The 20,781-nt window shown below is 47.2% G+C and carries 18 protein-coding genes; 10 read left to right on the top strand and 8 right to left on the bottom strand.

The window, feature by feature from the left end; genetic code table 11:
• Nucleotides 1–234: 234 nt before the first annotated feature.
• The 8 genes from OM95_RS06395 (at nt 235) to OM95_RS06360 (ending at nt 7,657) form a co-directional block, all read left to right on the top strand.
• The gene (locus OM95_RS06395) at nt 235–1,401 is read left to right on the top strand and encodes an acyl-CoA dehydrogenase (RefSeq protein ID WP_041871623.1); all 1,167 of its coding nucleotides are present in this window, start codon (nt 235–237) and stop codon (nt 1,399–1,401) included.
• An 87-nt stretch (nt 1,402–1,488) separates the two neighbouring features.
• Nucleotides 1,489–2,946: a peptide ABC transporter substrate-binding protein gene (locus OM95_RS06390; protein ID WP_041871620.1), complete on the top strand. Its 1,458-nt coding sequence runs from the start codon at nt 1,489–1,491 to the stop codon at nt 2,944–2,946.
• 19 nt (nt 2,947–2,965) lie between these two features.
• A complete protein-coding gene (locus tag OM95_RS06385) occupies nt 2,966–4,168 on the top strand; it encodes an EAL domain-containing protein (RefSeq protein ID WP_041871618.1) in 1,203 nt (400 codons plus the stop codon).
• A gap of 143 nt (nt 4,169–4,311) precedes the next feature.
• A complete protein-coding gene (locus OM95_RS06380; RefSeq protein WP_041871616.1) occupies nt 4,312–4,533 on the top strand; it encodes a hypothetical protein in 222 nt (73 codons plus the stop codon).
• A gap of 215 nt (nt 4,534–4,748) precedes the next feature.
• Complete coding sequence (locus tag OM95_RS06375; RefSeq protein WP_041871614.1) at nt 4,749–5,495, top strand: SDR family oxidoreductase; 747 nt, start codon at nt 4,749–4,751, stop codon at nt 5,493–5,495.
• A complete protein-coding gene (locus OM95_RS06370; RefSeq protein WP_041871611.1) occupies nt 5,492–5,881 on the top strand; it encodes a 6-carboxytetrahydropterin synthase in 390 nt (129 codons plus the stop codon). Before OM95_RS06375 ends, OM95_RS06370 begins: the two co-directional genes overlap by 4 nt.
• Complete coding sequence (locus OM95_RS06365) at nt 5,878–6,612, top strand: pseudouridine synthase (RefSeq protein WP_041871609.1); 735 nt, start codon at nt 5,878–5,880, stop codon at nt 6,610–6,612. Before OM95_RS06370 ends, OM95_RS06365 begins: the two co-directional genes overlap by 4 nt.
• The gene (locus OM95_RS06360; RefSeq protein WP_291515701.1) at nt 6,605–7,657 is read left to right on the top strand and encodes a lipid A deacylase LpxR family protein; all 1,053 of its coding nucleotides are present in this window, start codon (nt 6,605–6,607) and stop codon (nt 7,655–7,657) included. Before OM95_RS06365 ends, OM95_RS06360 begins: the two co-directional genes overlap by 8 nt.
• Before the next feature lies 1 nt (nt 7,658).
• Here OM95_RS06360 and OM95_RS06355 read toward each other — a convergent pair whose 3' ends face one another.
• Nucleotides 7,659–8,441, bottom strand: a complete 783-nt coding sequence (locus tag OM95_RS06355) for a DUF455 family protein (protein ID WP_041871607.1) — start codon at nt 8,439–8,441, stop codon at nt 7,659–7,661.
• Nucleotides 8,442–8,537: 96 nt separating this feature from the next.
• On the opposite strand from OM95_RS06355, the gene OM95_RS06350 reads away from it, so the two are divergent.
• The gene (locus OM95_RS06350) at nt 8,538–9,239 is read left to right on the top strand and encodes a YebC/PmpR family DNA-binding transcriptional regulator (RefSeq protein WP_041871605.1); all 702 of its coding nucleotides are present in this window, start codon (nt 8,538–8,540) and stop codon (nt 9,237–9,239) included.
• A gap of 31 nt (nt 9,240–9,270) precedes the next feature.
• Here OM95_RS06350 and OM95_RS06345 read toward each other — a convergent pair whose 3' ends face one another.
• Together OM95_RS06345 and OM95_RS06340 are read right to left on the bottom strand one after the other, a co-directional pair.
• The gene (locus OM95_RS06345) at nt 9,271–10,107 is read right to left on the bottom strand and encodes an alpha/beta hydrolase (protein ID WP_041871603.1); all 837 of its coding nucleotides are present in this window, start codon (nt 10,105–10,107) and stop codon (nt 9,271–9,273) included.
• 2 nt (nt 10,108–10,109) lie between these two features.
• Nucleotides 10,110–11,390, bottom strand: coding sequence for an acetyl-CoA C-acetyltransferase (locus OM95_RS06340; protein ID WP_041871600.1), 1,281 nt, complete (start codon nt 11,388–11,390; stop codon nt 10,110–10,112).
• A 93-nt stretch (nt 11,391–11,483) separates the two neighbouring features.
• Here OM95_RS06340 and OM95_RS06335 point away from each other — a divergent pair, with 93 nt between their 5' ends.
• A complete protein-coding gene (locus tag OM95_RS06335; protein ID WP_041871599.1) occupies nt 11,484–12,038 on the top strand; it encodes a TetR/AcrR family transcriptional regulator in 555 nt (184 codons plus the stop codon).
• On the opposite strand, the gene OM95_RS06330 is transcribed toward OM95_RS06335, so the two are convergent.
• The 5 genes from OM95_RS06330 to OM95_RS06310 all read right to left on the bottom strand — a co-directional run bounded on the left by OM95_RS06330 (nt 12,035) and on the right by OM95_RS06310 (nt 20,596).
• Complete coding sequence (locus OM95_RS06330) at nt 12,035–13,798, bottom strand: substrate-binding domain-containing protein (RefSeq protein WP_041871598.1); 1,764 nt, start codon at nt 13,796–13,798, stop codon at nt 12,035–12,037. The genes OM95_RS06335 and OM95_RS06330 overlap by 4 nt on opposite strands.
• Nucleotides 13,799–13,892: 94 nt before the next feature.
• On the bottom strand, nt 13,893–14,819 hold the full coding sequence (locus tag OM95_RS06325; protein WP_041871595.1) for a hypothetical protein: 927 nt from the start codon (nt 14,817–14,819) through the stop codon (nt 13,893–13,895).
• 12 nt (nt 14,820–14,831) lie between these two features.
• Nucleotides 14,832–16,007, bottom strand: coding sequence for a hypothetical protein (locus OM95_RS06320; protein ID WP_041871593.1), 1,176 nt, complete (start codon nt 16,005–16,007; stop codon nt 14,832–14,834).
• A gap of 2 nt (nt 16,008–16,009) precedes the next feature.
• Nucleotides 16,010–19,549, bottom strand: coding sequence for a DNA polymerase III subunit alpha (gene dnaE / locus OM95_RS06315; protein WP_041871590.1), 3,540 nt, complete (start codon nt 19,547–19,549; stop codon nt 16,010–16,012).
• Between the two features lie 72 nt (nt 19,550–19,621).
• Entirely contained in the window at nt 19,622–20,596 is a 975-nt protein-coding gene (locus OM95_RS06310; RefSeq protein ID WP_041871587.1) for a hypothetical protein, read from the bottom strand.
• Nucleotides 20,597–20,781: the final 185 nt, after the last annotated feature.

Raw genomic sequence — 20,781 nt, 5'->3', positions numbered from 1 at the left:
TCACCTCACGCTAAATCACACCTAGACCCTTGTCTAGTGTGTCGAATCACTTGCCCAATTAAAGTGCAATCAGTGTAACACAGCTTGTTAAGAGAAAAGCTCTCGTCTTTCCAAGGCCTTGAATAAATTCGTCTCGCATTATAAGTTGGGACCCCTGTTATAAAATAACGTTTAACTAGAACCGATGACTTATTTCCTTCCTTGGAAATAAGCACCAGGACGAAGGAAGAAAATATGTCTGACACTACGAACGCTCGTCCAGCACTCACAATGCTTTCTGAAGACGAAGCCGCGTTTAGAGACGCTGTAAGAGCTTTTGCTGAATCTGAAATCAAGCCTCATGTGACACACATGGATGAAAAAGCAGAGATGGATCCTGCCATCGTAAAAAAACTTTTCGAAATGGGTTTAATGGGCATCGAAACTCCCGAGAAATTCGGCGGCGCTGGCTCTACTTTCACAATGGCCTGCTTGGCGGTTGAAGAAATCGGCCGCGTTGACGGCTCTGTTTCAGTTCTTGTCGACGTTCAAAACACTTTGACGACGAATGCTTTTCTAAAATGGGGAACACCGGCACAACAAGAAAAATACTTGAGCAAAATGGCGTCTGAATGGGTCGGCGCGTACGCACTTTCAGAATCGTCTTCAGGCTCTGATGCCTTCGCTTTGAAATTAAAAGCAGAAGACAAAGGCGACAAATGGGTTTTGAACGGTTCAAAACTTTGGATCACTAACGGCAAAGAAGCCAATGTCTTCATCGTCTTCGCCAACATCGACATCGCTAAAGGCTACAAGGGTATCACCGCTTTCATCGTTGAAAAGTCATTCCCTGGCTTCAAAGTTGGCAAAAAAGAAGACAAACTTGGTATCCGCGCTTCTTCAACTTGCGAACTTCTCTTTGAAAACTGCGAAGTTCCTAAAGAGAACGTTCTTGGTGAAGTGGGTAAAGGTTATAAAATTGCCATCGAAACTTTGAACGAAGGTCGTATCGGTATCGGCGCGCAAATGATCGGTATTGCCCAAGGCGCTTACGAAGCCGCTCTTGGTTACGTCAAAGGCCGTGAACAATTCGGTAAACCTATTGCCCACTTCCAAGGCGTGCAATTCCAGTTGGCCGAAATGCGCACGGAACTCGAAGCCGCTCGCTTGATGGTTTACAATGCCGCTCGTTTAAAAGATGCTGGCCAGGATTTCATCGAAGCTGCGGCTATGGCAAAACTTTACGCTTCTCGCGCGGCGGAAAAGATCACTTCTAAAGCTATCGACTTGTTTGGTGGTAACGGTTTCACCAAAGAATACCCCGTCGAAAAGTTCTGGCGCGACGCTAAGATCGGTCAGATCTACGAAGGCACCACAAACATGCAATTGCAGACAATTGCAAAGATGGAACTGGACAAATAGTTCCCTACAAAGGGTCTCGAAAGAGACCCTTTTTCTTTTTCATGATTCATTCTTCTTTTTCCTAATAATTGTGGTTAAACTTAAGAAATGAATTACCTTCTTGCATTGCTGCTGCTTCTTAGTCTTCCCTCGTCTGCGACCGAAAAAACTTTTCGCCTGCACTTAGCCACAGAGCCCGGGGGCCTAGACCCCAACAAACAAAGAACCTCTTCCTCCAGCTACGTCTTGGGCAATCTGTATCGAAATCTCTTTTCCTTCGACGATCAAAAAGGACTGATTCCTGATTTAGGCACCAGTTGTAAGCGGGATAAAAACCGGACGCTTTTAACCTGCACCCTGAAGAAGGATTTGCAATGGAGCGATGGCACTCCGCTAACGGCGGAAGACTTCTTAAAGACTTATCTTAAAATTCTAAATGTAAAGAATGCCTGCCCGCGGGCCGATCTTCTTTTCAAAATCAAGAATGCCGAAGCCTTTTATAAAGGCGAAGTCGACGCTAAAAAGTTAGGAGTTTCGGCTCCAGACAAACACACCTTAAAGTTTGAATTCGCGCGACCCGACGCAGATTTTGAATACAATCTAGCGAATTTTCTTCTCGCCCCTACCAAAGAAAACCTGAGCGCTTATTCCGGACCTTACAAACTCAAGGAGTGGAAAAAAGGACAGAAGCTGGTTTTAGAGCCCAACTCTTTCTATAAACAAGGCCACCCCCAGCGTCCACTGGTGGAGTTTCTTTTTATCGAAGAAGACACGGTCGCACTGCAGCTCTATGAAAAAAACGAGTTGCAGTTCTTGCGCCGTTTGCCGACCTTGTTCATTCCCACTTATAAAAAGCGCAAAGACTTTCACTGGTATCCCGTCATTCGCCTGGACTATTTAGGTTTTGGACCGGAACTTTCCCAAGATGAAAATATACGCAAAGCTTTCACCTATTCATTGAACTACGTGGAGTTACAGAAGATTTTCTCTTCCGAGGGCCGCCCGGGTTGCATAGGACTTCCCGATGCCTGGTTCCCTGCGAAGGCGCCCTGTTTTGATTTTGATTTAAAAAAAATACCACCGACAAAATCCACGAAGACCTACACGTTGATGTTTTCTGCTCTTGGCGGAGAAGACCACAAGCGGGCCACAGAATGGCTGCAGGATCAGTGGTATAAAAATGCCAAGTTGAAAACTCATCTGGAAGTGAAAGAAAACAAAACCTTCTTGCAGGTGTTGCAGCAGAATCCTCCCGCCATTTTCAGAAAAGGCGTTTCGCCGGATCGTCCGACCTGTCTTGCGGCGCTGGAAACCTTCGCCCCTTTCAATCCGGAAAACTATCTGCGCATCAAATCTGCGGAATACGATCAGATTTTGTCCGCTTTGTCCCAAGCTCAGAAACCCGCAGAACAGAAAAAATGGTGTCTTGCCGGGACCGAGTACCTGATGAAGAATCACTTGATGATTCCTCTGGGAGCTATTCATTTCTCGATCCTTGTGAAGCCGGAATTCACGGGCTGGAGAATGAATCAAATGAATCAGCTGGACTTGTCTGACCTTCATTAAAGCCTCTAGAATAAGGTCTATGAATTCAGCAACTCAGTCCGTCGATATACATAAAGATCAGATCATTTTTAACGAGGGTGATGCTGGCGACTGCGCTTACATCATTGAAAAAGGCCGGGTGCTGATTTATCTCAGTAAGGATAAAGAAGACATTCCTTTAACCATTCTGGGTGAAGGCGAAATCTTCGGCGAAATGGCTTTGATCGACAACCAAAATCGTTCCGCCTCAGTCCGCGCTCTTGAAGATGTCCGCCTGGCTATCGTGACCAAGCAGCAAGTTCTAGAGCGAGTTTCCACCGCAGACAAAGTCGTACAACTGCTGATGCGCGTTCTTCTTAAGCGCCTTCGCCGTAAAAACATCAATACACCGGCGGGCACGCGAATTTCCGATGTTGAGTTTGATAATTCGGGTGCGGGCGACGATGGCACACAGACGGCTTTAGATCAGATTAAACTTGAAAACCAAATCTTCCAGGCCTTTCAAAATAAAGAATTTGAACTTTTTTATCAGCCCATCGTGAATTTGAAGACTAAACAGATCAACGGCTGCGAAGCGCTGTTGCGCTGGAACAGCCCACAACACGGTCTGGTTTCGCCGAACCTTTTTATTGATGTGATTGAAAATTCATCCATGGTCATTCCCATTGGCCATTGGATTATCAATCAGGCCCTGAAGGATTTGCGCACAATTCAGGATCAACTTCGCCAGAGCCAAAAGGGCAAAATGGCGGAAGACTTCATGATGAGCATTAACATCTCGGGTCGGCAGTTCACTCATTCTGATTTCGTAAACAATCTGGAAGATTTACGCGAAAAACATGATCTTCAGCCTAAGAACATCAAATTAGAAATGACTGAACGGATTATGATGGATGGGGCTATCGCCCTGGATGCCTTAAAGCAATGTCACAATCAGGGCTATGCGATTTCCATTGATGATTTCGGGACGGGTTTTTCCAGTCTTCAATACCTGACACAGATGCCCATCAGCTTCCTGAAAATCGACCGTTGTTTTGTTATGAAGCTTCTGAATGATCCTAAGTCCAAAGCCGTCGTCAGCTCGATCATCCACTTGGCACATGCGATGGATATTGAAATCATCGCCGAGGGCATTGAAAACAACGAAGAGGCACTCGTCTTAGAAACGCTGGGAGCTCGCTTCGGTCAAGGGTATTTATTTTCAAAACCCGTCGATCTGGGCCGCTTCTTAAAGCTCATTTAATCACAGCAAGGCTGTCTCAATCCGGGAAAACCTCGACTTTCAGAGGGTTTCTTGGAAAGCACTAAAGTCCGTTTAATGACCTCCGATAAGTCTAATGTCTTAAGACATTCAACCAGCTTAAGATTTCAACTGGAGGTCACAAAATGGCTGACAAAAAATTTGAAAAGCAAATTCCCAATAACGTAGTTTCCCTTGAATCGGCTCGCTGCTGCGGCGAAGGCTGCAAAAAGAAGTCCGAAAAGGCGGGATTTTGCGCTGAGCACTTTGAATGGTTTAAGGCCGGTCTGATTACGAAAGAAGGCATGAAAGCGCCTGACTTCGACAAGAAGTACTACCATTACACGGCCGCTAAAAAAGTGGCTTAGTTGTTCCTACTTCAAATTCCATCCGTTTAAGACCAGGTCTCCCAACCTGGTCTTTTTTTATTTTTGATCAGGGGATTTGCGCCCAAAAGACCGTGAAAAGAACAAGGCCCACAAAGAAGTATCTGAATCCAACACTAAACGCTTCGCGCATCGACATGTCTTCTCTTCGGTCCCCGACTTTGCTAGTATGAGTCCAGTTTAGGAGACCTCAGCCCATGAAGAAGGCAGCGCTTATCACAGGAGCCAGTAGCGGAATCGGAGCCGCCACTGCCATTGAATACTCTCGTAACGGCTATTTCATTTATCTTATGGGTCGAAACAAAGAACGCCTGCAGGAAACGGCCCTCCAGTGCCGCAGTGGCGCTTCGATCCTTTCTTGCGATATGACAGATGAAGCGGCTTTACAAAAGCGACTGCAAGAAGTGCTCAGTGCAAAGATTCACCGCCTGGAAGTTTTAGTGAATAATGCCGGCATCTTTGCAACCCACGACTTCGTTGAGGGAACTGACGATCTTTGGAAACAACAAATGGAGATGAACTTCTTCATTCCCGTGCGCGTGGCCCGTGCCTTCTTTCCTTATTTCAAAGACCATGGTGGAGGCAGTATCGTGAATATCTCGTCCACTTTAGGACTTCGCCCCACAGCAAACACCGGCGCGTATTCCGCCAGCAAAGCAGCTTTGATCAATTGGACGCAAAGTCTGGCTTTGGAAGGCGGCCCGCTAAAAATTCGCGTGAACTGTGTCTGCCCGGGTATTGTCGACACCCCTATTCACCAGTTTCATTCTTTGGCTGCGGATGCAAAGAAAGAAGCTCTTAGCCAGATGTCGAGCCTGCAACCTTTAGGTCGCATCGGCACAGCGGAAGATATTGCGAAAACTGCTTACTTCCTGGGAAGCGATCTTTCCAGCTGGACGACAGGAGCTGTTGTTGCCGTTGACGGAGGCATCAATCTCGCATGATGCTTGTTTTAAAAAGTCCTTTTAGCAGCGCGCATCTTTATCAGCAGCCTTTGTGGAGTCCTGAGGAAAACACGAAGACGTTCGGTCGCTGCTATACCGAACACGGTCACGGGCACAACTACAAACTGGAAGTGGCTTTTCAGATTCGAGATTCCGAGATCACCGAACAAAAGAAAGAACTGCAAAAGCTTTTGGATTCGCTGACCCGTGCCTTGGATCACGAACACTTGAATTTTGTGATCCCGGAATTTAAAACGCAGATTCCAACTACGGAAAACATCGCTTTATATTTTTTAAATAAACTTAAGGAACGAGGACGGGATAAGGATGTCGCCTACCTGCGCCTTTATGAAATGGACAATTTGTGGACGGAGATCCGCCGATGAGTGAAGAAAAAGTAAGACTGTCAAAACTGATGGCGGAAAGAGGTATCTGCTCTCGACGTGAAGCGGATGAATATATCTCTAAGGGTTTGGTTCTGGTGGATGGAATCAAAGTCGATCAACTGGGAACAAAAGTGGACCCCAAAGTGAAAATCACATTGGAAGCTCAGGCCTTAAAACAGCAAAAGCGCCTGGCCACCATCATTTTGAATAAACCCATTGGCTGGGTGAGTGCGCAACCTGAACCTCCTTACCAACCCGCCATCAAATTGATCACACCGGAAAATCAGTTCGGTGATTCCAAACTTCGTCTGCGTAAAGAACACTTTGAAGGGTTGGCCGTCGCGGGACGCCTGGATATCGACTCTCAAGGCCTGCTTCTTTTCACGCAAGACGGACGTATCGCTAAAAGAATCATTGGCGAAGAATCCAAAGTTGAAAAAGAGTACATCGTCCGCGTGGAAGGCAAACTGCCTGCGGAAAAGTTAAAACTTCTGAATCACGGTTTGTCTTTAGATGGCAAGGCGCTAAAGCCGGCTAAAGTCGAATGGATCAATGAAGATCAGTTGCGTTTTATCCTGCGTGAAGGCAAGAAACGCCAGATCCGTCGGATGTGCGAGCTTGTCGGGTTGAAAGTGACCGGTTTAAAACGCGTGCGTGTTGGAAACTTAAAGCTCGGAAAACTGCCTGAAGGAAAATGGCGTTTCGTGGAAGAGGATGAAAGCCTTGATTAAACTTTTCCCGGTCTTTTTGTTTAGCTTTCTTTTGCTAAGCCTGGACAGTCAGGCCGAGAACTCGGCTACACCCCCACCGCCAACAAAACCTTACGGAGAATCCTTTTCCGTTTACGTCGAAAACGACACCCGACGCCTGGGGGGACCTAATACTGACAGCGATTACACCAGTGGGATTCGCTTCAGCTATCAGTATGCCGAAGACCTTGAGCCGCTCTGGGTGCCACCTTTGATCGGTTGGTCAGATCGCTTCAAATACGAACGAGATAAATCGACCACGAACTTCGGGATCTCTATTGCGCAACAAATGTTTACGCCCGACAACACGGACACTTCAGAACTTATTCTTAACGATCGTCCCTACGCCGCCTGGCTGTATGTCGCCTTGTCCGCCAATTTAAAAACACCTTCACACAGTCACAATCTGGAATTGGATATTGGTTTGATTGGCCCTGGTGCCTTGGGCGAACAGGCGCAAAATGGATTTCACGACCTTATTAAAGTTCCGACCGCCAATGGCTGGGACAACCAATTAGCCACTGAGCCCACTTTACAATTGAACTACAATCAAAAGATTCGTTTTTATGAAATAGAAACGGAGTCAGGAAGAGTTTTTGATTTCATTCCCTCGACCGGTCTTTCTTTTGGAAACGTTCTTATCGGGGCCCACATCGGCGCCTTGGTCCGAGCGGGAATTCGCCTGCCCGATGATTTTGGTGCATCAAGCCTGTCGTCTGTTGACGGCGAGTCACTTTTAAATCTTAAAATCGGCAAGCAAAATCTTCCTTGGCGACTTTATGGTTTCGCCGGAATCCGAGGAAATGCCGTCGCTCATAACATCTTCCTTGACGGTAATACTATTCACGACAGTCATCGCGTCACCAAATATCCTTTTAACGCGGAAACGGAATTTGGCTATGCCTTGCAGATTTCCCACTGGAGTTATTCATGGCGATTTGTGACCGTATCGCCTGAGTTTGAAGAAAGAAGCGAGTTTAATAGCTACGCCTCTATTTCGATTTCTTATATCCGTGCCTGGGAATAATTCACTTCGCGGGTTTTAAGAAATCCAGACGCAGATTTTCGTAGTACGCGATTTCTTCATCGGTGAAACCCGCTTTTTTTCTTAGGTCGTGATTGAGGGGCTCAATTCGTTTCGGCAAACGAATACGAAGTGCATCCATCCGTTGCGGGAAATCGGTGTTAGGGTCCCTCTTATCGGCTTTGCATATTTCCCGATACCATCGTGACCCAAAATCCACATGGCCGATCTCTTCAAAGTTAATCTGCTTCACGATTTTTTGGATGGTTTGCTTCCCGGCAGTTCCCTCAAGACGGCGAATCAACGTGTCTCCTGCATCCAGCCCACTGCCTTCCAAATAGCGATGCACGATCAAAATGCGATCTAAAAGAGAATCCTCTTGACTGACCGCTTTCCACAACGCCAAGTGCACCGGCCAGTCACCCCATTTAAACCCCAACGACTCGATACCTTCAAGGCACATTCTGAGGTGTTGCGCCTCGGAAACCGTGACAGCCAACAGCTCTTCGCGAAAGCCCACGGGAGCCTCGGGAAATTCCACCAAAGTACGAACCCCCAGCTCCATGGCTTGCAGTTCAATACTGGCTAAATCATGCAGCATCCGGGCCTGTCCTTCCACCGTGGAGAAGCCTTTTTTGGGAGGATGAAGTTTTGGGTGCAAAGTGAGGACATCCCGAGCCGGATCTTCAGGAACAAAGCCTGGCGACTGAAGCTTTAGCGCCTCTTCGCAGGATTTTTCGATGTTTTTGATCTTTTCCCAAATGTCGGGGGTGGAAAAACTGAACATAGGGCCTTTTACATCCTGCTCCCAAAGTTGCCAAATAATTAGTGATTTGCTGCAATAGAGCTCTGGAAAAAGTAAAAAAACACCAGATGGAGTTATATGGGAAAATCGTGGAAAACTGCGGGTAAAGTAGAGAAAGCCCAACAAAAGGGACAAATCTTCACAAAATTAGCCAGAGAGATCGCCGTGGCGGCAAAAGCCGGCGGCCCTGACCCCGCAGCCAACTCCCGTCTTCGTCTTGCCATTGAAGCGGCAAAAAAAGTCTCTTGCCCCAATGATACGATTGAACGCGCGATCAAAAAAGGCGCGGGTCTTTTGGATGACGGCAAGGTGATTGAAGAGATCACCTATGAAGGTTACGGACCGCACGGCGTGGGCGTGATCGTTGAATGCCAGACCGACAACAAACACAGAACAGCCCCGGATATGCGCCATGCCTTCAAATCTCACGAAGGCAACATGGGTGAGGTCGGTTCCGTAGCCTGGATGTTTGATCGCGTAGGACTGCTTGAAGGCGAAAAAGCCGGCAGCTTCGATCCGGACGAAGAAGCTATCGAAGCGGGCGCTAATGAAGTCAGTAAAAATGACGACGGCTCTTACGAGTTCTTCACCAATGCAGACGATCTCGATGCGGTTCGTGATGCCTTGGTGAAACGCGGCTGGAAAGTGACGACTGCGGAACTTTCTTACAAAGCAAAGAACATCACTGAACTTAACGACGAGCAAAGAAAAGACGTCGAAGAGTTTTTGAATTATCTTGACGACATGGACGACACACACCGCGTTCACGCGACTGTGTAAAGACAAAAGCGCCTCCCTGAGGCGCTTTTTTTTATATCTTTCCTGATTGAATAAAGCGCACGACTTTTTCAATAACTTGGGCATCTTTCAAAACACGTCGATGTCCCAATCCTTGAGTCTCTAAAATACCAACCTGAGGCCACAACTTTTGGATTTCTTCGGCGGCGGTGAAACGAACTTCGCGGTCGTCACGATCATGTACAATCAAAGACTTCACGTGCAGTTGACTTCCAATGGCCCCGACATCCATATCATAAGGAGAAATGCCGGCTTTTTCAGCGAGCATTTCAATAAAATATTTTTCCGCCTTGGTATGCATTTGGATAAATTTAAAATAATGATTAATGACTTTTTGATAGTGGGACGGACCCGCGACTAAAATCAATTTTTCAACACGAAGCCCTTTGGCGGCGGCCAACACCGAGCAACCTGCCCCAAATGAATGGGCGATCACAGCCGCAAAAGATCCGAGTTCCTTTTGCGCATCAAGAAGAAATTGAGAGTAATCTCCAACATTGGTCTGAACTCCCAGCGATGCCCCATGCGCAGGTCCATCCAAAGCCACCACGCGATAGCCGGCGGCTACTAATGGTTCCGCGAAGGCAGCCATCTGCGTTCCTCGCCCACTCCATCCATGAATCAAAAGAACCAGAGGGGCTTTTTCGGCCCCCCATTCATAGGCGGCAATGCCTCCACCAAGAATGTATTTCTTAGCGGAAGCAAACCATTCCATTTCAGAAGAAGGACGTGGAACTCTTTGCGGCGTCAGAAAAAGATCCAATGCCGTCTGCGCCGCAAGTTTGGGAAAAACCCGGGAAACAAAACGAAGCCATGCGATCTTCAACTTTTTCGCCAAGGAAACTTCCATAATTATCTTTCTACGATGGCCACCACACCCATACCACCAGCGGTACAAATAGAAATCAAACCGCGGCCCGAACCTTTTTGCGCCAGCATTTTTGCAAGACTGGCCAGAATTCTTCCGCCGGTTGCGGCAAAGGGGTGACCTAACGCCAGACTGCCACCGTTGACGTTCAATTTAGCGCGATCAATGGAACCCAGAGCCTGAGACTCGCCAAGGTGTTTACGGCAGTATTCATCAGATTCCCAAGCCTTCAGAGTACAAAGTACCTGACCGGCAAAAGCTTCGTGAATTTCATAAAAATCAAAATCCTGAAGTTTGAGGTTGTTTCTGCGAAGCATTTTCGCCACCGCGCGCGTCGGGGCCATCAATAAACCTTCACCATTTACATAATCCACGGCCGCATAATCTGTATCCACCAAATAAGCTTGCACGGGAAGTCCGTGGGCTTTAGCCCACTCTTCACTGCTTAACAGAACGGCCGAAGCTCCGTCTGTTAAAGGCGTGCTATTTCCCGCCGTTAAAGTTCCGGTTCCAGTAAAATCAAATGCAGGTTTCAACTTTGCCAGCTTTTCCATACTGGTATCGCCGCGAACGAATACGTCTTTTTTCACGCCCTTAAACTCAAAAACCAGATCCTTAAAAAATCCGGCTTCATACGCTTTGGCGGCGTTCAAATGACTTTGCAAGGCCAATTGATCCTGCTCTTCGCGCGTGATCTTCCATTCTTTAACCATGAGCTCTGTGTGTTGCCCCATGGATAGTCCCGTGCGGGGTTCTTGCACGTTGGGGAATCGAGGTTTGAGATATTCCAATTTTATTTCCGAAAGCTTTGCAATACGGGCAAGAGCATTCGGAGCTTTTTGCGCCTCGGTAAGAATCCAGGACAGTTCATGCGGCAAGACCCCGGCAATATCGCTATTGGTATCCGTACCGCCCGCAATACCGCTTTCAATCTGACCCGAGGCAATTTTTAAGGCAATGTGTGCGGCCGTCTCTAGACCCGTCCCACAGGCACGTTGCACATCATAACCCGGAGTATGAGGATCCAGCCCTGCACTTAAAAGAGATTCCCGGGATAGATTCCAATCCGAGGCATTCTTCATCACGGCCCCCAAAGAGACATCACCCAGAAGTTCACCGCGAATATTCGTTTTATTCACTAGATCCTGCAAAGTCGCCGTCATCAACTGACGATTCGATGTCCGGGAATACTGACTAAATGACTTCACAAAAGGGGTTCGAGATCCCGCCAAAATGGCGACAGGTCGCATAGTTTTGTTTTTCATAGATGGTTCCTCGTGTTTCTTTTTAAACTTGAATCTACCTACCAATAGGTAGATAATAACCCAGAAGGCTTTCGCAAAGCAAGGACGGAAACCATGGATACAAAAACAAAGGCTTTAAGCTTAGGACGTCACTACCTGCAAACCCTCGGTTTTAATGGTTTTAGCTTTCAAACCGTCGCCGACGCCCTGGGCATTCGCAAAGCGAGTCTGCATTACTATTTTGCCTCAAAAGAAGAAATGGGCCTGGCCATTCTTGAAGACTATCAGAAGGCCTATGCGACGTGGGCCCAAAACATCCACGGCTTGCCGGCTGACAAAAAAATGGAGCAAATGCTTCAGATGTTTTACAAAATTGGCAAAGATCATAATAAAGTGTGCCCTTTAGGAGCTTTATGTTCGGACTTCAACACTCTTTCCGAAAAGATTCAGGATCGCCTGCGAGAGTTTCACTTACAACAGCGCAAATGGCTTATTGCTACGATTAAAGAAGGCATGAAAGACAAAATCTTTCGGCAAGACCTCAACCCTCCCATTGTCGCCGACACTTTTCTTGCCGCCATTCAGGGAGGGCTGCAGGTCGCGCGAATTCGCGGAGAAGCCGAAACTTTTAAAAGCATGGTGAAAAATCTGGTGAAAGAGCTTTCCTAAAACGCCTTAGGATCAAAAACTTTCCAGTCTTTTAAATTGTATTTACTAAGAATTTTTTCAAGACTTCCATCCGTACGAGCGCGGATAAACCAGCTTTCCAGATATTCAGGTAGATATCCAAAGTGCGCCTCTTTGGGCGACCCCACCAAAACCAAAGAATTAAATCCCGTCAAAGACGTGGGCAAAAGCTGAAGCTCGGTTCGCGGTTTTTTTAACAGCGAATAACTTAGAACATTATAGTCACCCAAGGCGACATCCACACGACGATCGCCGATCATTTTAATCATTCGATCCGCAACATCCGCTCCGGTCAGTTTGAAACTGCGACCTTCCGAAATAGCCAAACGAGGTCCCCCTCGATAAGTTCCCATGTCTGCAAAAACGACTTTTCTATTTGCCAATAGACTTTCATCAATCAAAGAGTCTTTCGCGCCGGGAGCTAAAATCGCGCCGGTATAGTTCACTCCAAGCTTCGGCCCCACAATACGAATCTGATCTTCGTAACGAACCATGTCGGCAGGAACAATGATATAGTTCACCCGTCCTGCCTGAAGAGCCGCCAACAGACGCGTATTAGGAATACTTTCCAGCTCCAAGCTAAAACCACGCTCTTTCGCGACTTCTTTTAAGATGGCATAAATATAACCACCCCAAGCTCCAGGCCCCTGTTCACAAAGATAGGGACACAACGGCGCCACACCAATCTTGATTCGCAAAATATTTCTTTGATCCGGTGAAACGCGCGGTTTAGAGTCGGGACTTTTGAGCTCGCGTCGATGCAGAAACGACGGAACCCGCCCCATCCAACCCGGATAACGGGCCAGTGTTTTCTCGGTCACGGGATAGGTGGGAATAAGTTTTTTCGCCGAGACCTTTTTCTTGGTTAAATGCGCAATCAATTCACGAGCTGTTTCTCGTCCAAGCTCCGCGCAAAACTGCGCCGAATCAATCACAGTGATTTTTTTATTTTTGATGTTTTGAACCGAAAGGGGATCCCCATCGAAGGTCGCATGAAGTATTTCATGACGTTTTTTTTCATCGAGTTCTTTCACAATAGAAAGACCTCCCCCGTCGTTCACAGTTAAAATAACATCGACACTGCCTTTTTGTGGAAAGTCTTTCAGAAACTGCTTGGCGGCCTTCTGCCCGGAAGAAGGGTCAACGGCCTCGTAACGTTTCAAAACAGAAAAACTTCGCCCCTGATCACGAAGAGCATCAAAAAAACCGTCCACGCGATCAATCGTCGAAGAAACCTTGGGGTATTCAAAAACAACAATGCGCAATTCTTTCGTCTTATCAAAAAGACTGTGTATATAGTCGCCGTTATCACGTCCTCCGGCATAATTATCACTGGTCACAAAAAAAGTGAGATCACCATTTACGATGTATTGATCATAAGCGAATACTGGAATCTTAAGATGATTGGCTTCCTGAAGTGCTCGAGCCAAAGCGGAATTATCGGTGGGTTGAATAACCAAGGCCGCGGGTTTTTCTCTCAGAGCCTCGTCCATTTGTTGAACCTGATTAGTAATTCCCTTACGTCCTTCGCCAGCCACCAGCGCGCGAATGACGATCTTATCATCGCCTTTTTTATTGAAATGGGCGATCTCTTCTTCAAACCCTTTTCGCATCGCCACTTGGCCTTCGATTTTCATACTCCAGTAAAGCGCCGTGACTTCTATTTTCTTCGCCCAAGAAAAAGAAGAACAAAAAGCGATCGCGATAAAAATGAAAATGGCCGAAGGTCTCACTTCAGCCATTATAGTCATTTTATAGAATGAAGCCCAGGGCCTTTATCGATTTAGCAAAAAACAGTTCTGTCATTTTCCATGGGGACAATGCGATCTTTGTTGTCTAGTACAACTCCACACGATCATTTTCCTTAAATCCCGACCCCGAGTGGATAACTGCGATGGCGCCGTCATTACCGAAATAACTAATCACTTCCAGAGTTCCCTTCAAACGACCGGGCACTCGGCCGATGTGACCGCCGCTTTCAGGGTCATAAATGTCGTCCCCATCCTCGGTGACTTTCAAAAGATCTCCGACTTGCAAGCCAGACACGCGGCCCACGTTCAAGTAAATTCGATCGCCGTTGATGGCCGCGATTCTTCCTTCCCAAGTAACCTTATCCAGGGACGCCAGCACTTGCGGTGTGAAGTCCAGAAAGGCATCCTTCACTATGACTTCGATCATATCGGGATTGTTGGAAATAAATTTGTCAGTCTCCACTCTTTCGCCGACGCGAGTCCCTTGCTCTTCGACGGTCACCGTTTTCACAGTGTTAAAAACTTCACGCGCAGCTCGGCCGGTGACCACACGTACCTGCGCCACCACTTCAAAAGCCGTTGTCAAATGACGGACAACCCCCACATTGTCTGCCTTGCGCTTAATGCGAATATCAATAATCTTCCCCTCAAGAACGGCAGTAACCCCCAGCGCTTGCGCCGCTTTAGCCACTTCCGTAAGCTTGTACTGACCACCTTCCATCATCTTGGCAAGATCCAGATTCAAGTCTTTACTATCCAGGGCAATCACCTCACCAGAACGATTGAGGTCCATAATAAAGGCATTGCGAGCACGTTCACGCAACTCAAGTGGTCTTTTATCACCGGCATCCAAGAACGGCAGAACCATCAAGCGTTTGCGAGGTGCGGAATCATCTTTGCGCGCCTCGTAGTTCACATCTTTAATTTCTCGACGCACCGAGGGGCCGGCCCCATCCATTGTCGTGCACGCCGCCAGAACCAATAAGGAAAAAAACAGAATCAAATTTTTCATATATGCACCTCCTTATTGTGCCCATTTCAAGACGATTTCATCTTGTTTTTCGGAAACCTTTGACAGCTTCTTGCCATCAACATCCAGAGCTTCCAATTTTCCCGTTAGCTCCGCCGCCGAAACGGCCGTATCCACTTCAAAGCTTACAGAATCAGAACTTACCAGGCGTTCTCGAATGCTCTTCACTTGTGTGATTTGAGAGCGAATCTTTTCCTTCAGACCTTCCGTCAAGGGCAGAGTATTTCTACCCTGAATCGTCAAACGAATCACCGAAGTTCCCAAAGAACCTCTTTGCCAAGCCTCTAAAACCTGAGAAGCCAAATCGTTGGAAGTGGCCTCAATCACCTCGCGCATCTTTTTATCCACGACGTTTTCAAAACTGCCGTTTTCAGTGTCGTAGCGTCGCGAAACGTCGGCAATAGCGCGGCCGTTACTAACCTGAACAGCGGTCATCCGCACCTCGATGCGATAGTTTTTACCAGAGTCGGTTTTATTCAGAACGACCTGACCATCAATCAACAAAGGGGCGTTAAAATACTGCGAGAAAAACTGTGCATCTTCGCCCGCCACACGCTCATTTTGAAAATCGACAGGAACCGCTGTTCCCAGACCGGCGTCAATCGGCTTCATCGCGAAGAAGTTATTTTTTTGGAACGAGTTGCGCATAGCCTCTTCCAGAATACGCGCTTCTTTAATTAAAAAAGCCTGTTGCGATTTATCGCCCGGAAGCCACCAGCGATAACTTTTCCCCTGCACTCGATCAATCCAACTGATCACCGGTAGAACCACAGGAATAGTATCGTTTTCGTTTAAGAGAGTGCTATCCTGAAGCATTTGCTTAAGATCGCGCAACGACACCTTTAAAGAAACGGACATTTTGTATTCCGTTCCTTCCTGAGTTAAGGACGACGCCTTGGCAAAAGGAATATACCGAGCCGAATTTTTAATAATCTTCGATTGAATCAACGACTTATTCTTAGAAAATCGGTCTTCGCCAATAAGTTCTTTGATGATTTCTTCGGAAACTTTCTGCGAAGCCTGATCCTGAATATCACGACGAGCCCCCTGCGGAGTGGCTTCCTGAGAGACCCCGGTAAAGTTGCGATCGATTAATTCAGATTGTTGAGCTTTTACGGGACTATTTAAAAAGAACATCCATGCTGCCGCCATCACAAAAGCCAAACGCATTACTAACTCCTTAACTCGATAAAATCAGTGCGACCGAAAACTGAGTGCACACCTTCAAAGAATTCATTATTCACAGCTATACCCATCGTTTCCGCCGAGTCCATCAACACTCGACGACTGACTTCAGGGATCTCGATTTCAAAACTCACTGATGTCGATCCCGGATAGTCCTTCATTAAAGAGTGTAAACGGGGATAATCGGCAGGATCAATTTTATCCAGACGAAGCACCATACGTTTTGTCTTTTTTAGGATGTCCTCCATCGGCGAAACACTATCTACCATTATCTTAGCAACACCTTCTTCAACCTCAAGTGCGCCGCCAATCAAGACCGGCCTTTCATCGCGAAGCTGGGCTTCGAATCGTGCATAAGAGTCTGGGAAAATCACCAATTCGCAGGCGCCCGTCAGATCTTCGATCTTCCCAAAAGCCATGCGCGTCCCTTTTTTCGTAATAAGCTCGCGAAGCTCGGTGATGAGTCCTGCGACCACCACTTTCTTTTTGCCCGCGTCCCGATTCTTCCAGTCTTTTTTTGCGGCCTTTAGCGCTTCGGCTTCCGCCGAACCTGGTGCCGGCATTTGCGCCGGAAGCTCTATCACCTTGCACGTTGTCCAGATTTCAGAAAGTGTATCAAAGCCCTTCAAAGGATGATCACTGAGATAGAAACCCAAGACTTCTTTTTCGTAAGCCAGCGAAGCTGTCCGACTCCAAGGTTTGGTTTCTTCCAAAGTCACCTTGGTTTCCGTCGAAGGCCCCAGATCAAAGAGCGAAGCCTGTCCAAGTTCTTTGTCCTTTTGCAGACCTTGAGCCCGATCAAGATACTTCTGATATCCCGCCATCAGTTGCGCACGATGTCCGCCAAAACCTTCAAAAGCTCCTGCTTTAATCAAACACTCAATCACCTTTTTATTGACGCGACGAAGATCGATAGAATTAAAAAACTCATCCAACGAGTTAAACTTTTTATCCGGAAGACTGTTGCGTGCCTCAATGATGGCTTCCACCGCCCCTTGCCCCACACCTTTGATCGCGCCAAGACCGAAATAGATCTCGTCGCCATGAGCACCGAACAAATACTCAGAGAAATTTACATGCGGAGATTTTACCGTAATTCCACGTTTTGCAGCATCCTTAGAGTACTTAACGATTTTTTCCGTATCCGAAAGCTCGGTACTGAGAAGGGCCGCAAAGAACTCTACCGGGTAATGACACTTCAGCCACGCCGTTTGTAGCGTCACAACGGAATACGCGGCAGCGTGAGATTTATTGAAACCGTAGTCCGCGAACTTATACATCAGATCAAAAAGCTCTGACGATTTTTCCTTGTTATGACCTCTTTCGACCGCCCCTTGCATGAAGCGCTCGCGGTGTTTATCCATCTCTTCTTTGATCTTTTTACCCATCGCTCGACGAAGCATATCCGCTTCACCCAACGAGTAACCGGCAATCTTCGAAGCGATCCCCATCACCTGCTCTTGATAAACCATGATCCCATAAGTTTCAGAAAGAACCTCACGGGTGTCTTCAAGCAGATATTCAACAGGGGCCTTGCCATGTTTACGGTCCGTAAAATCCGGAATGTTTGCCATCGGACCGGGACGATACAGCGATGTGATGGCCGTGATATCCGCAAAAGACGATGGACGGATCTTACGAGTGGCGTCGGTGATACCCTCACCCTCGAACTGGAAGACGCCGGCGGTGTCCCCGCGGGACATCATCTCAAAAGTGGCCGCGTCGTTCATCGGGATCATCTTTGAGGTGATCTCTTTGCCACGATTTTTCTTAATCAACTTCAACGCCATGTTGATGTGAGTCAGGGTTTTCAGACCCAAGAAGTCGAATTTGATCAGCCCGATTTTTTCAGCATGCTTCATGTCGTACTGAACGACTTGCTCGCCATCTGCGCCTTTATATAAAGGCGCATGCTTCACCAATTGTCCGTCACCGATAATCACACCGGCGGCATGAATCCCCGCATTTCGCACCATCCCTTCCACGCGCTGAGCAAGGTCGACCAAGGTGGCGACGGTGGGATTCATTTCCATCATCTCTGTTAAACGAGGCTCCATCTCCAGAGACTCTTTAAGGCTGATACCCAATTTATCAGGGATAAGTTTGGTAACCTGATCCACCTCTGAAAAGAGCATACCCAGAACACGTCCCACGTCTTTAAGCGCGGCCCGTGTTTGCAGCTTACCGTAAGTGATAATTTGCGAAACGGATTCCTGGCCATATTTTTCCGTCACGTAACGAATTACTTCTTGGCGCCGATCCTGACAGAAGTCGATATCGAAGTCTGGCATCGAAATACGTTCGGGATTTAAGAAACGTTCAAAAAGAAGGAAGTTTGGAAGAGGATCCAGATCTGTAATTCTTAAACAATAGGCAACCAAAGAACCTGCTCCCGATCCACGACCAGGACCGACGGGAATATCATGATCCTTGGCCCAACCGATGAAGTCTTGAACGATCAGAAAGTAACCGTTAAAGCCCATGCGATCAATAATACCCAACTCATAATCCAGACGACTGTAATATTCTGGCTTCTTATCTTCGGGCACGGCCTCCCCGCGTTCGGCGGCCTCTTCAAAGCGGACCAGCAAACCTTCTTTCGCACGGCGGGCAATATCATCTTTTAAGGAAACACCTTCAGGCGTCGGGAAAGTGGGAAGATGGTAAATGGGCTTTCCATTTTCATCTTTCAGTTTAAACTTCACATCACAGCGTTCCGCCACCTGCAAAGTGTTGCTAACGGCCTCGGGCACATCAGCAAAAAGCTCCTGCATTTGCTCTGGCTTTTTGAAGTAGAATTCGTCTGTGCCCAAACGGAAACGATGCTCATCACTTAAAGTTTTATTGGTGCCGATACAGATCAACACTTCTTGCGCAATCTGATCATCCTGAGTCATGTAGTGAACATCGTTACTGGCGACAACCGGAACACCTGTGATCTTGGACGCTTCAAGCAGGAATGGATTGATCTGATCCCACTCGCGCACACCGGTACGGCACATTTCGAGATATAAACGATCATCGAAAATTTCTTTAAGCTGACGAATTTTTGCCAAGGCAGCATCAGGACCTTCACGCAGGAAAGCATCGGCCACTTCTCCGCGTAAGCCCCCAGTCAAACAAATCAAATCTGAATTGTATTCTTTGATCACTTCATAATCGATGCGCGGCTTCCAGTAAAAACCTTCCTGATAACCGATCGTCGAAAGCTTGCTGAGATTTTGATAACCTTTAAGATTCTGCGCCAGAAACACCAAACGGCGCGGCCCCACATTCACCTGATCGCGATCTTGTTTTTTTTCAAGACGCGATCCCGGTGCGATATAAGCATCCAAACCTAAGATAGGTTTGACGTTATTATCTTTGCAGGCGAAGTAAAACTCCACGGCACCGAACATGTTTCCGTTGTCGGTCAAGGCCACCGCCGGCATGTTCATAGCGGCCGCCTTTTTGGCAATAGCTTTTACCCGGGCCGCAGCTTCTAAAAGGGAATATTCGGAGTGAACGTGAAGATGAACAAAAGACATGATAATTTCATATCTTAGGCCCTTTTTTTATTCAATAAAAGGGGCACCCAGACCCTCACTTCTCACGCTGCATTAAAAGCCGTTAAACTTACTGATAGAATGAAGTTCAACACCCGCTGGAACGAACACGGAATTCAAGTCCAACTCATCGTTTTTAACAGGAATTTTGATCGTTTTTTGGCCCAATCCCGCATCTAACACGATTTTAAGTCGCACTCCAGAAATCGCGGATGGTGACGTCGCTCCATCAATATTCCACAGGGTCACCTGATCCTCCAGAATCTCGACCTTATCACTGTCGGGAACCGTCGGGTCTTTTTCCAAAGAAAATTCCATCACACTGATGCCGTAACCAGCGGCCGTCTCCATATCGACCTGGATCTTCTGCTTTAAAGCTTCATTGGCGTATTTAATCAGCAGGGCTGCTTTCTTGCCTGGCGCCGGCGCCACAAAATCGCGATCGCGCGTGCTATCCTGAGTGATGGCTCCGATGTAGCGATAAGCCAAAGAGGAATTCGGAACAGAGAGCGAAAATGGCTGAGTCACTTTTTCTTTCCACTGCAAATCATTGAACGACATGATCAAGCGGCCGGTGGCAATATTGAAAAGGCGATATCCCGTCATTTCCGCGCAACACCCTCCTAGACCACTCACCAAAACAGGCTGTTCGGGGTGAACGTTCACTTCTGTCGCGGACTCGGTACGTTGCCACAGTGGGGTTTGCAACTTATCGCCCGTGCGCACATTCCACGACGAGGTGCCAACGATGCCTTCCGCGTCCAAATATCTTTGTACAGTCTTTTTGATATTCACTAAGAAAAGTTTTTCGCCGCCATCCGAGGTGTATTGTCGAGAAAGCTCAAAGTCCTGGGATTGAATCAAGGTCGAACGAAGTTCTGATTTTGCATCTTTGTATAATTTAAAACTGGCCGGACCTGAGACTTCATAAAGAAGTTCACTGCTGGCGGCCATGGCGGCAAGAGCAGACAGAACAATTAACAAAGTAACGGCTTTAGAGAGGCGGAAGAAGTTCTTTTTTGTTTTCATGCGCTGAAAACTACCGACTTCTTCCGCAGTTTTCGAGTTACAAAGACACCATTAAAACCGATTAATAATTAGCGCAAGAAAACTCAAAAGGCTCACCAGAAAGAGTTGGCGCATCACCAAAGTCAAAGAGCACCTAGAGCTGCATCTTTATCTCTACATTGCCAAAACGAATGAAGACAGATTCC

The sequence above is a fragment of the Bdellovibrio sp. ArHS genome (assembly GCF_000786105.1).
In the GTDB taxonomy this organism is placed as follows: Bacteria; Bdellovibrionota; Bdellovibrionia; order Bdellovibrionales; family Bdellovibrionaceae; genus Bdellovibrio.
Note: the sequence above shows the minus strand (reverse complement) of the source record. Positions and strands in the feature narration are given on the sequence as shown.

Excerpts from the sequence above, each read along its gene's own strand:
- OM95_RS06395 (WP_041871623.1), top strand. The coding sequence starts at position 235 with ATGTCTGACACTACGAACGCTCGTCCAGCACTCACAATGCTTTCTGAA.
- OM95_RS06390 (WP_041871620.1), top strand. The coding sequence starts at position 1,489 with ATGAATTACCTTCTTGCATTGCTGCTGCTTCTTAGTCTTCCCTCGTCT.
- OM95_RS06385 (WP_041871618.1), top strand. The coding sequence starts at position 2,966 with ATGAATTCAGCAACTCAGTCCGTCGATATACATAAAGATCAGATCATT.
- OM95_RS06380 (WP_041871616.1), top strand. The coding sequence starts at position 4,312 with ATGGCTGACAAAAAATTTGAAAAGCAAATTCCCAATAACGTAGTTTCC.
- OM95_RS06375 (WP_041871614.1), top strand. The coding sequence starts at position 4,749 with ATGAAGAAGGCAGCGCTTATCACAGGAGCCAGTAGCGGAATCGGAGCC.
- OM95_RS06370 (WP_041871611.1), top strand. The coding sequence starts at position 5,492 with ATGATGCTTGTTTTAAAAAGTCCTTTTAGCAGCGCGCATCTTTATCAG.
- OM95_RS06365 (WP_041871609.1), top strand. The coding sequence starts at position 5,878 with ATGAGTGAAGAAAAAGTAAGACTGTCAAAACTGATGGCGGAAAGAGGT.
- OM95_RS06355 (WP_041871607.1), bottom strand. The coding sequence starts at position 8,441 with ATGTTCAGTTTTTCCACCCCCGACATTTGGGAAAAGATCAAAAACATC.
- OM95_RS06350 (WP_041871605.1), top strand. The coding sequence starts at position 8,538 with ATGGGAAAATCGTGGAAAACTGCGGGTAAAGTAGAGAAAGCCCAACAA.
- OM95_RS06345 (WP_041871603.1), bottom strand. The coding sequence starts at position 10,107 with ATGGAAGTTTCCTTGGCGAAAAAGTTGAAGATCGCATGGCTTCGTTTT.
- OM95_RS06340 (WP_041871600.1), bottom strand. The coding sequence starts at position 11,390 with ATGAAAAACAAAACTATGCGACCTGTCGCCATTTTGGCGGGATCTCGA.
- OM95_RS06335 (WP_041871599.1), top strand. The coding sequence starts at position 11,484 with ATGGATACAAAAACAAAGGCTTTAAGCTTAGGACGTCACTACCTGCAA.
- OM95_RS06330 (WP_041871598.1), bottom strand. The coding sequence starts at position 13,798 with ATGGCTGAAGTGAGACCTTCGGCCATTTTCATTTTTATCGCGATCGCT.
- OM95_RS06325 (WP_041871595.1), bottom strand. The coding sequence starts at position 14,819 with ATGAAAAATTTGATTCTGTTTTTTTCCTTATTGGTTCTGGCGGCGTGC.
- OM95_RS06320 (WP_041871593.1), bottom strand. The coding sequence starts at position 16,007 with ATGCGTTTGGCTTTTGTGATGGCGGCAGCATGGATGTTCTTTTTAAAT.
- dnaE (WP_041871590.1), bottom strand. The coding sequence starts at position 19,549 with ATGTCTTTTGTTCATCTTCACGTTCACTCCGAATATTCCCTTTTAGAA.
- OM95_RS06310 (WP_041871587.1), bottom strand. The coding sequence starts at position 20,596 with ATGAAAACAAAAAAGAACTTCTTCCGCCTCTCTAAAGCCGTTACTTTG.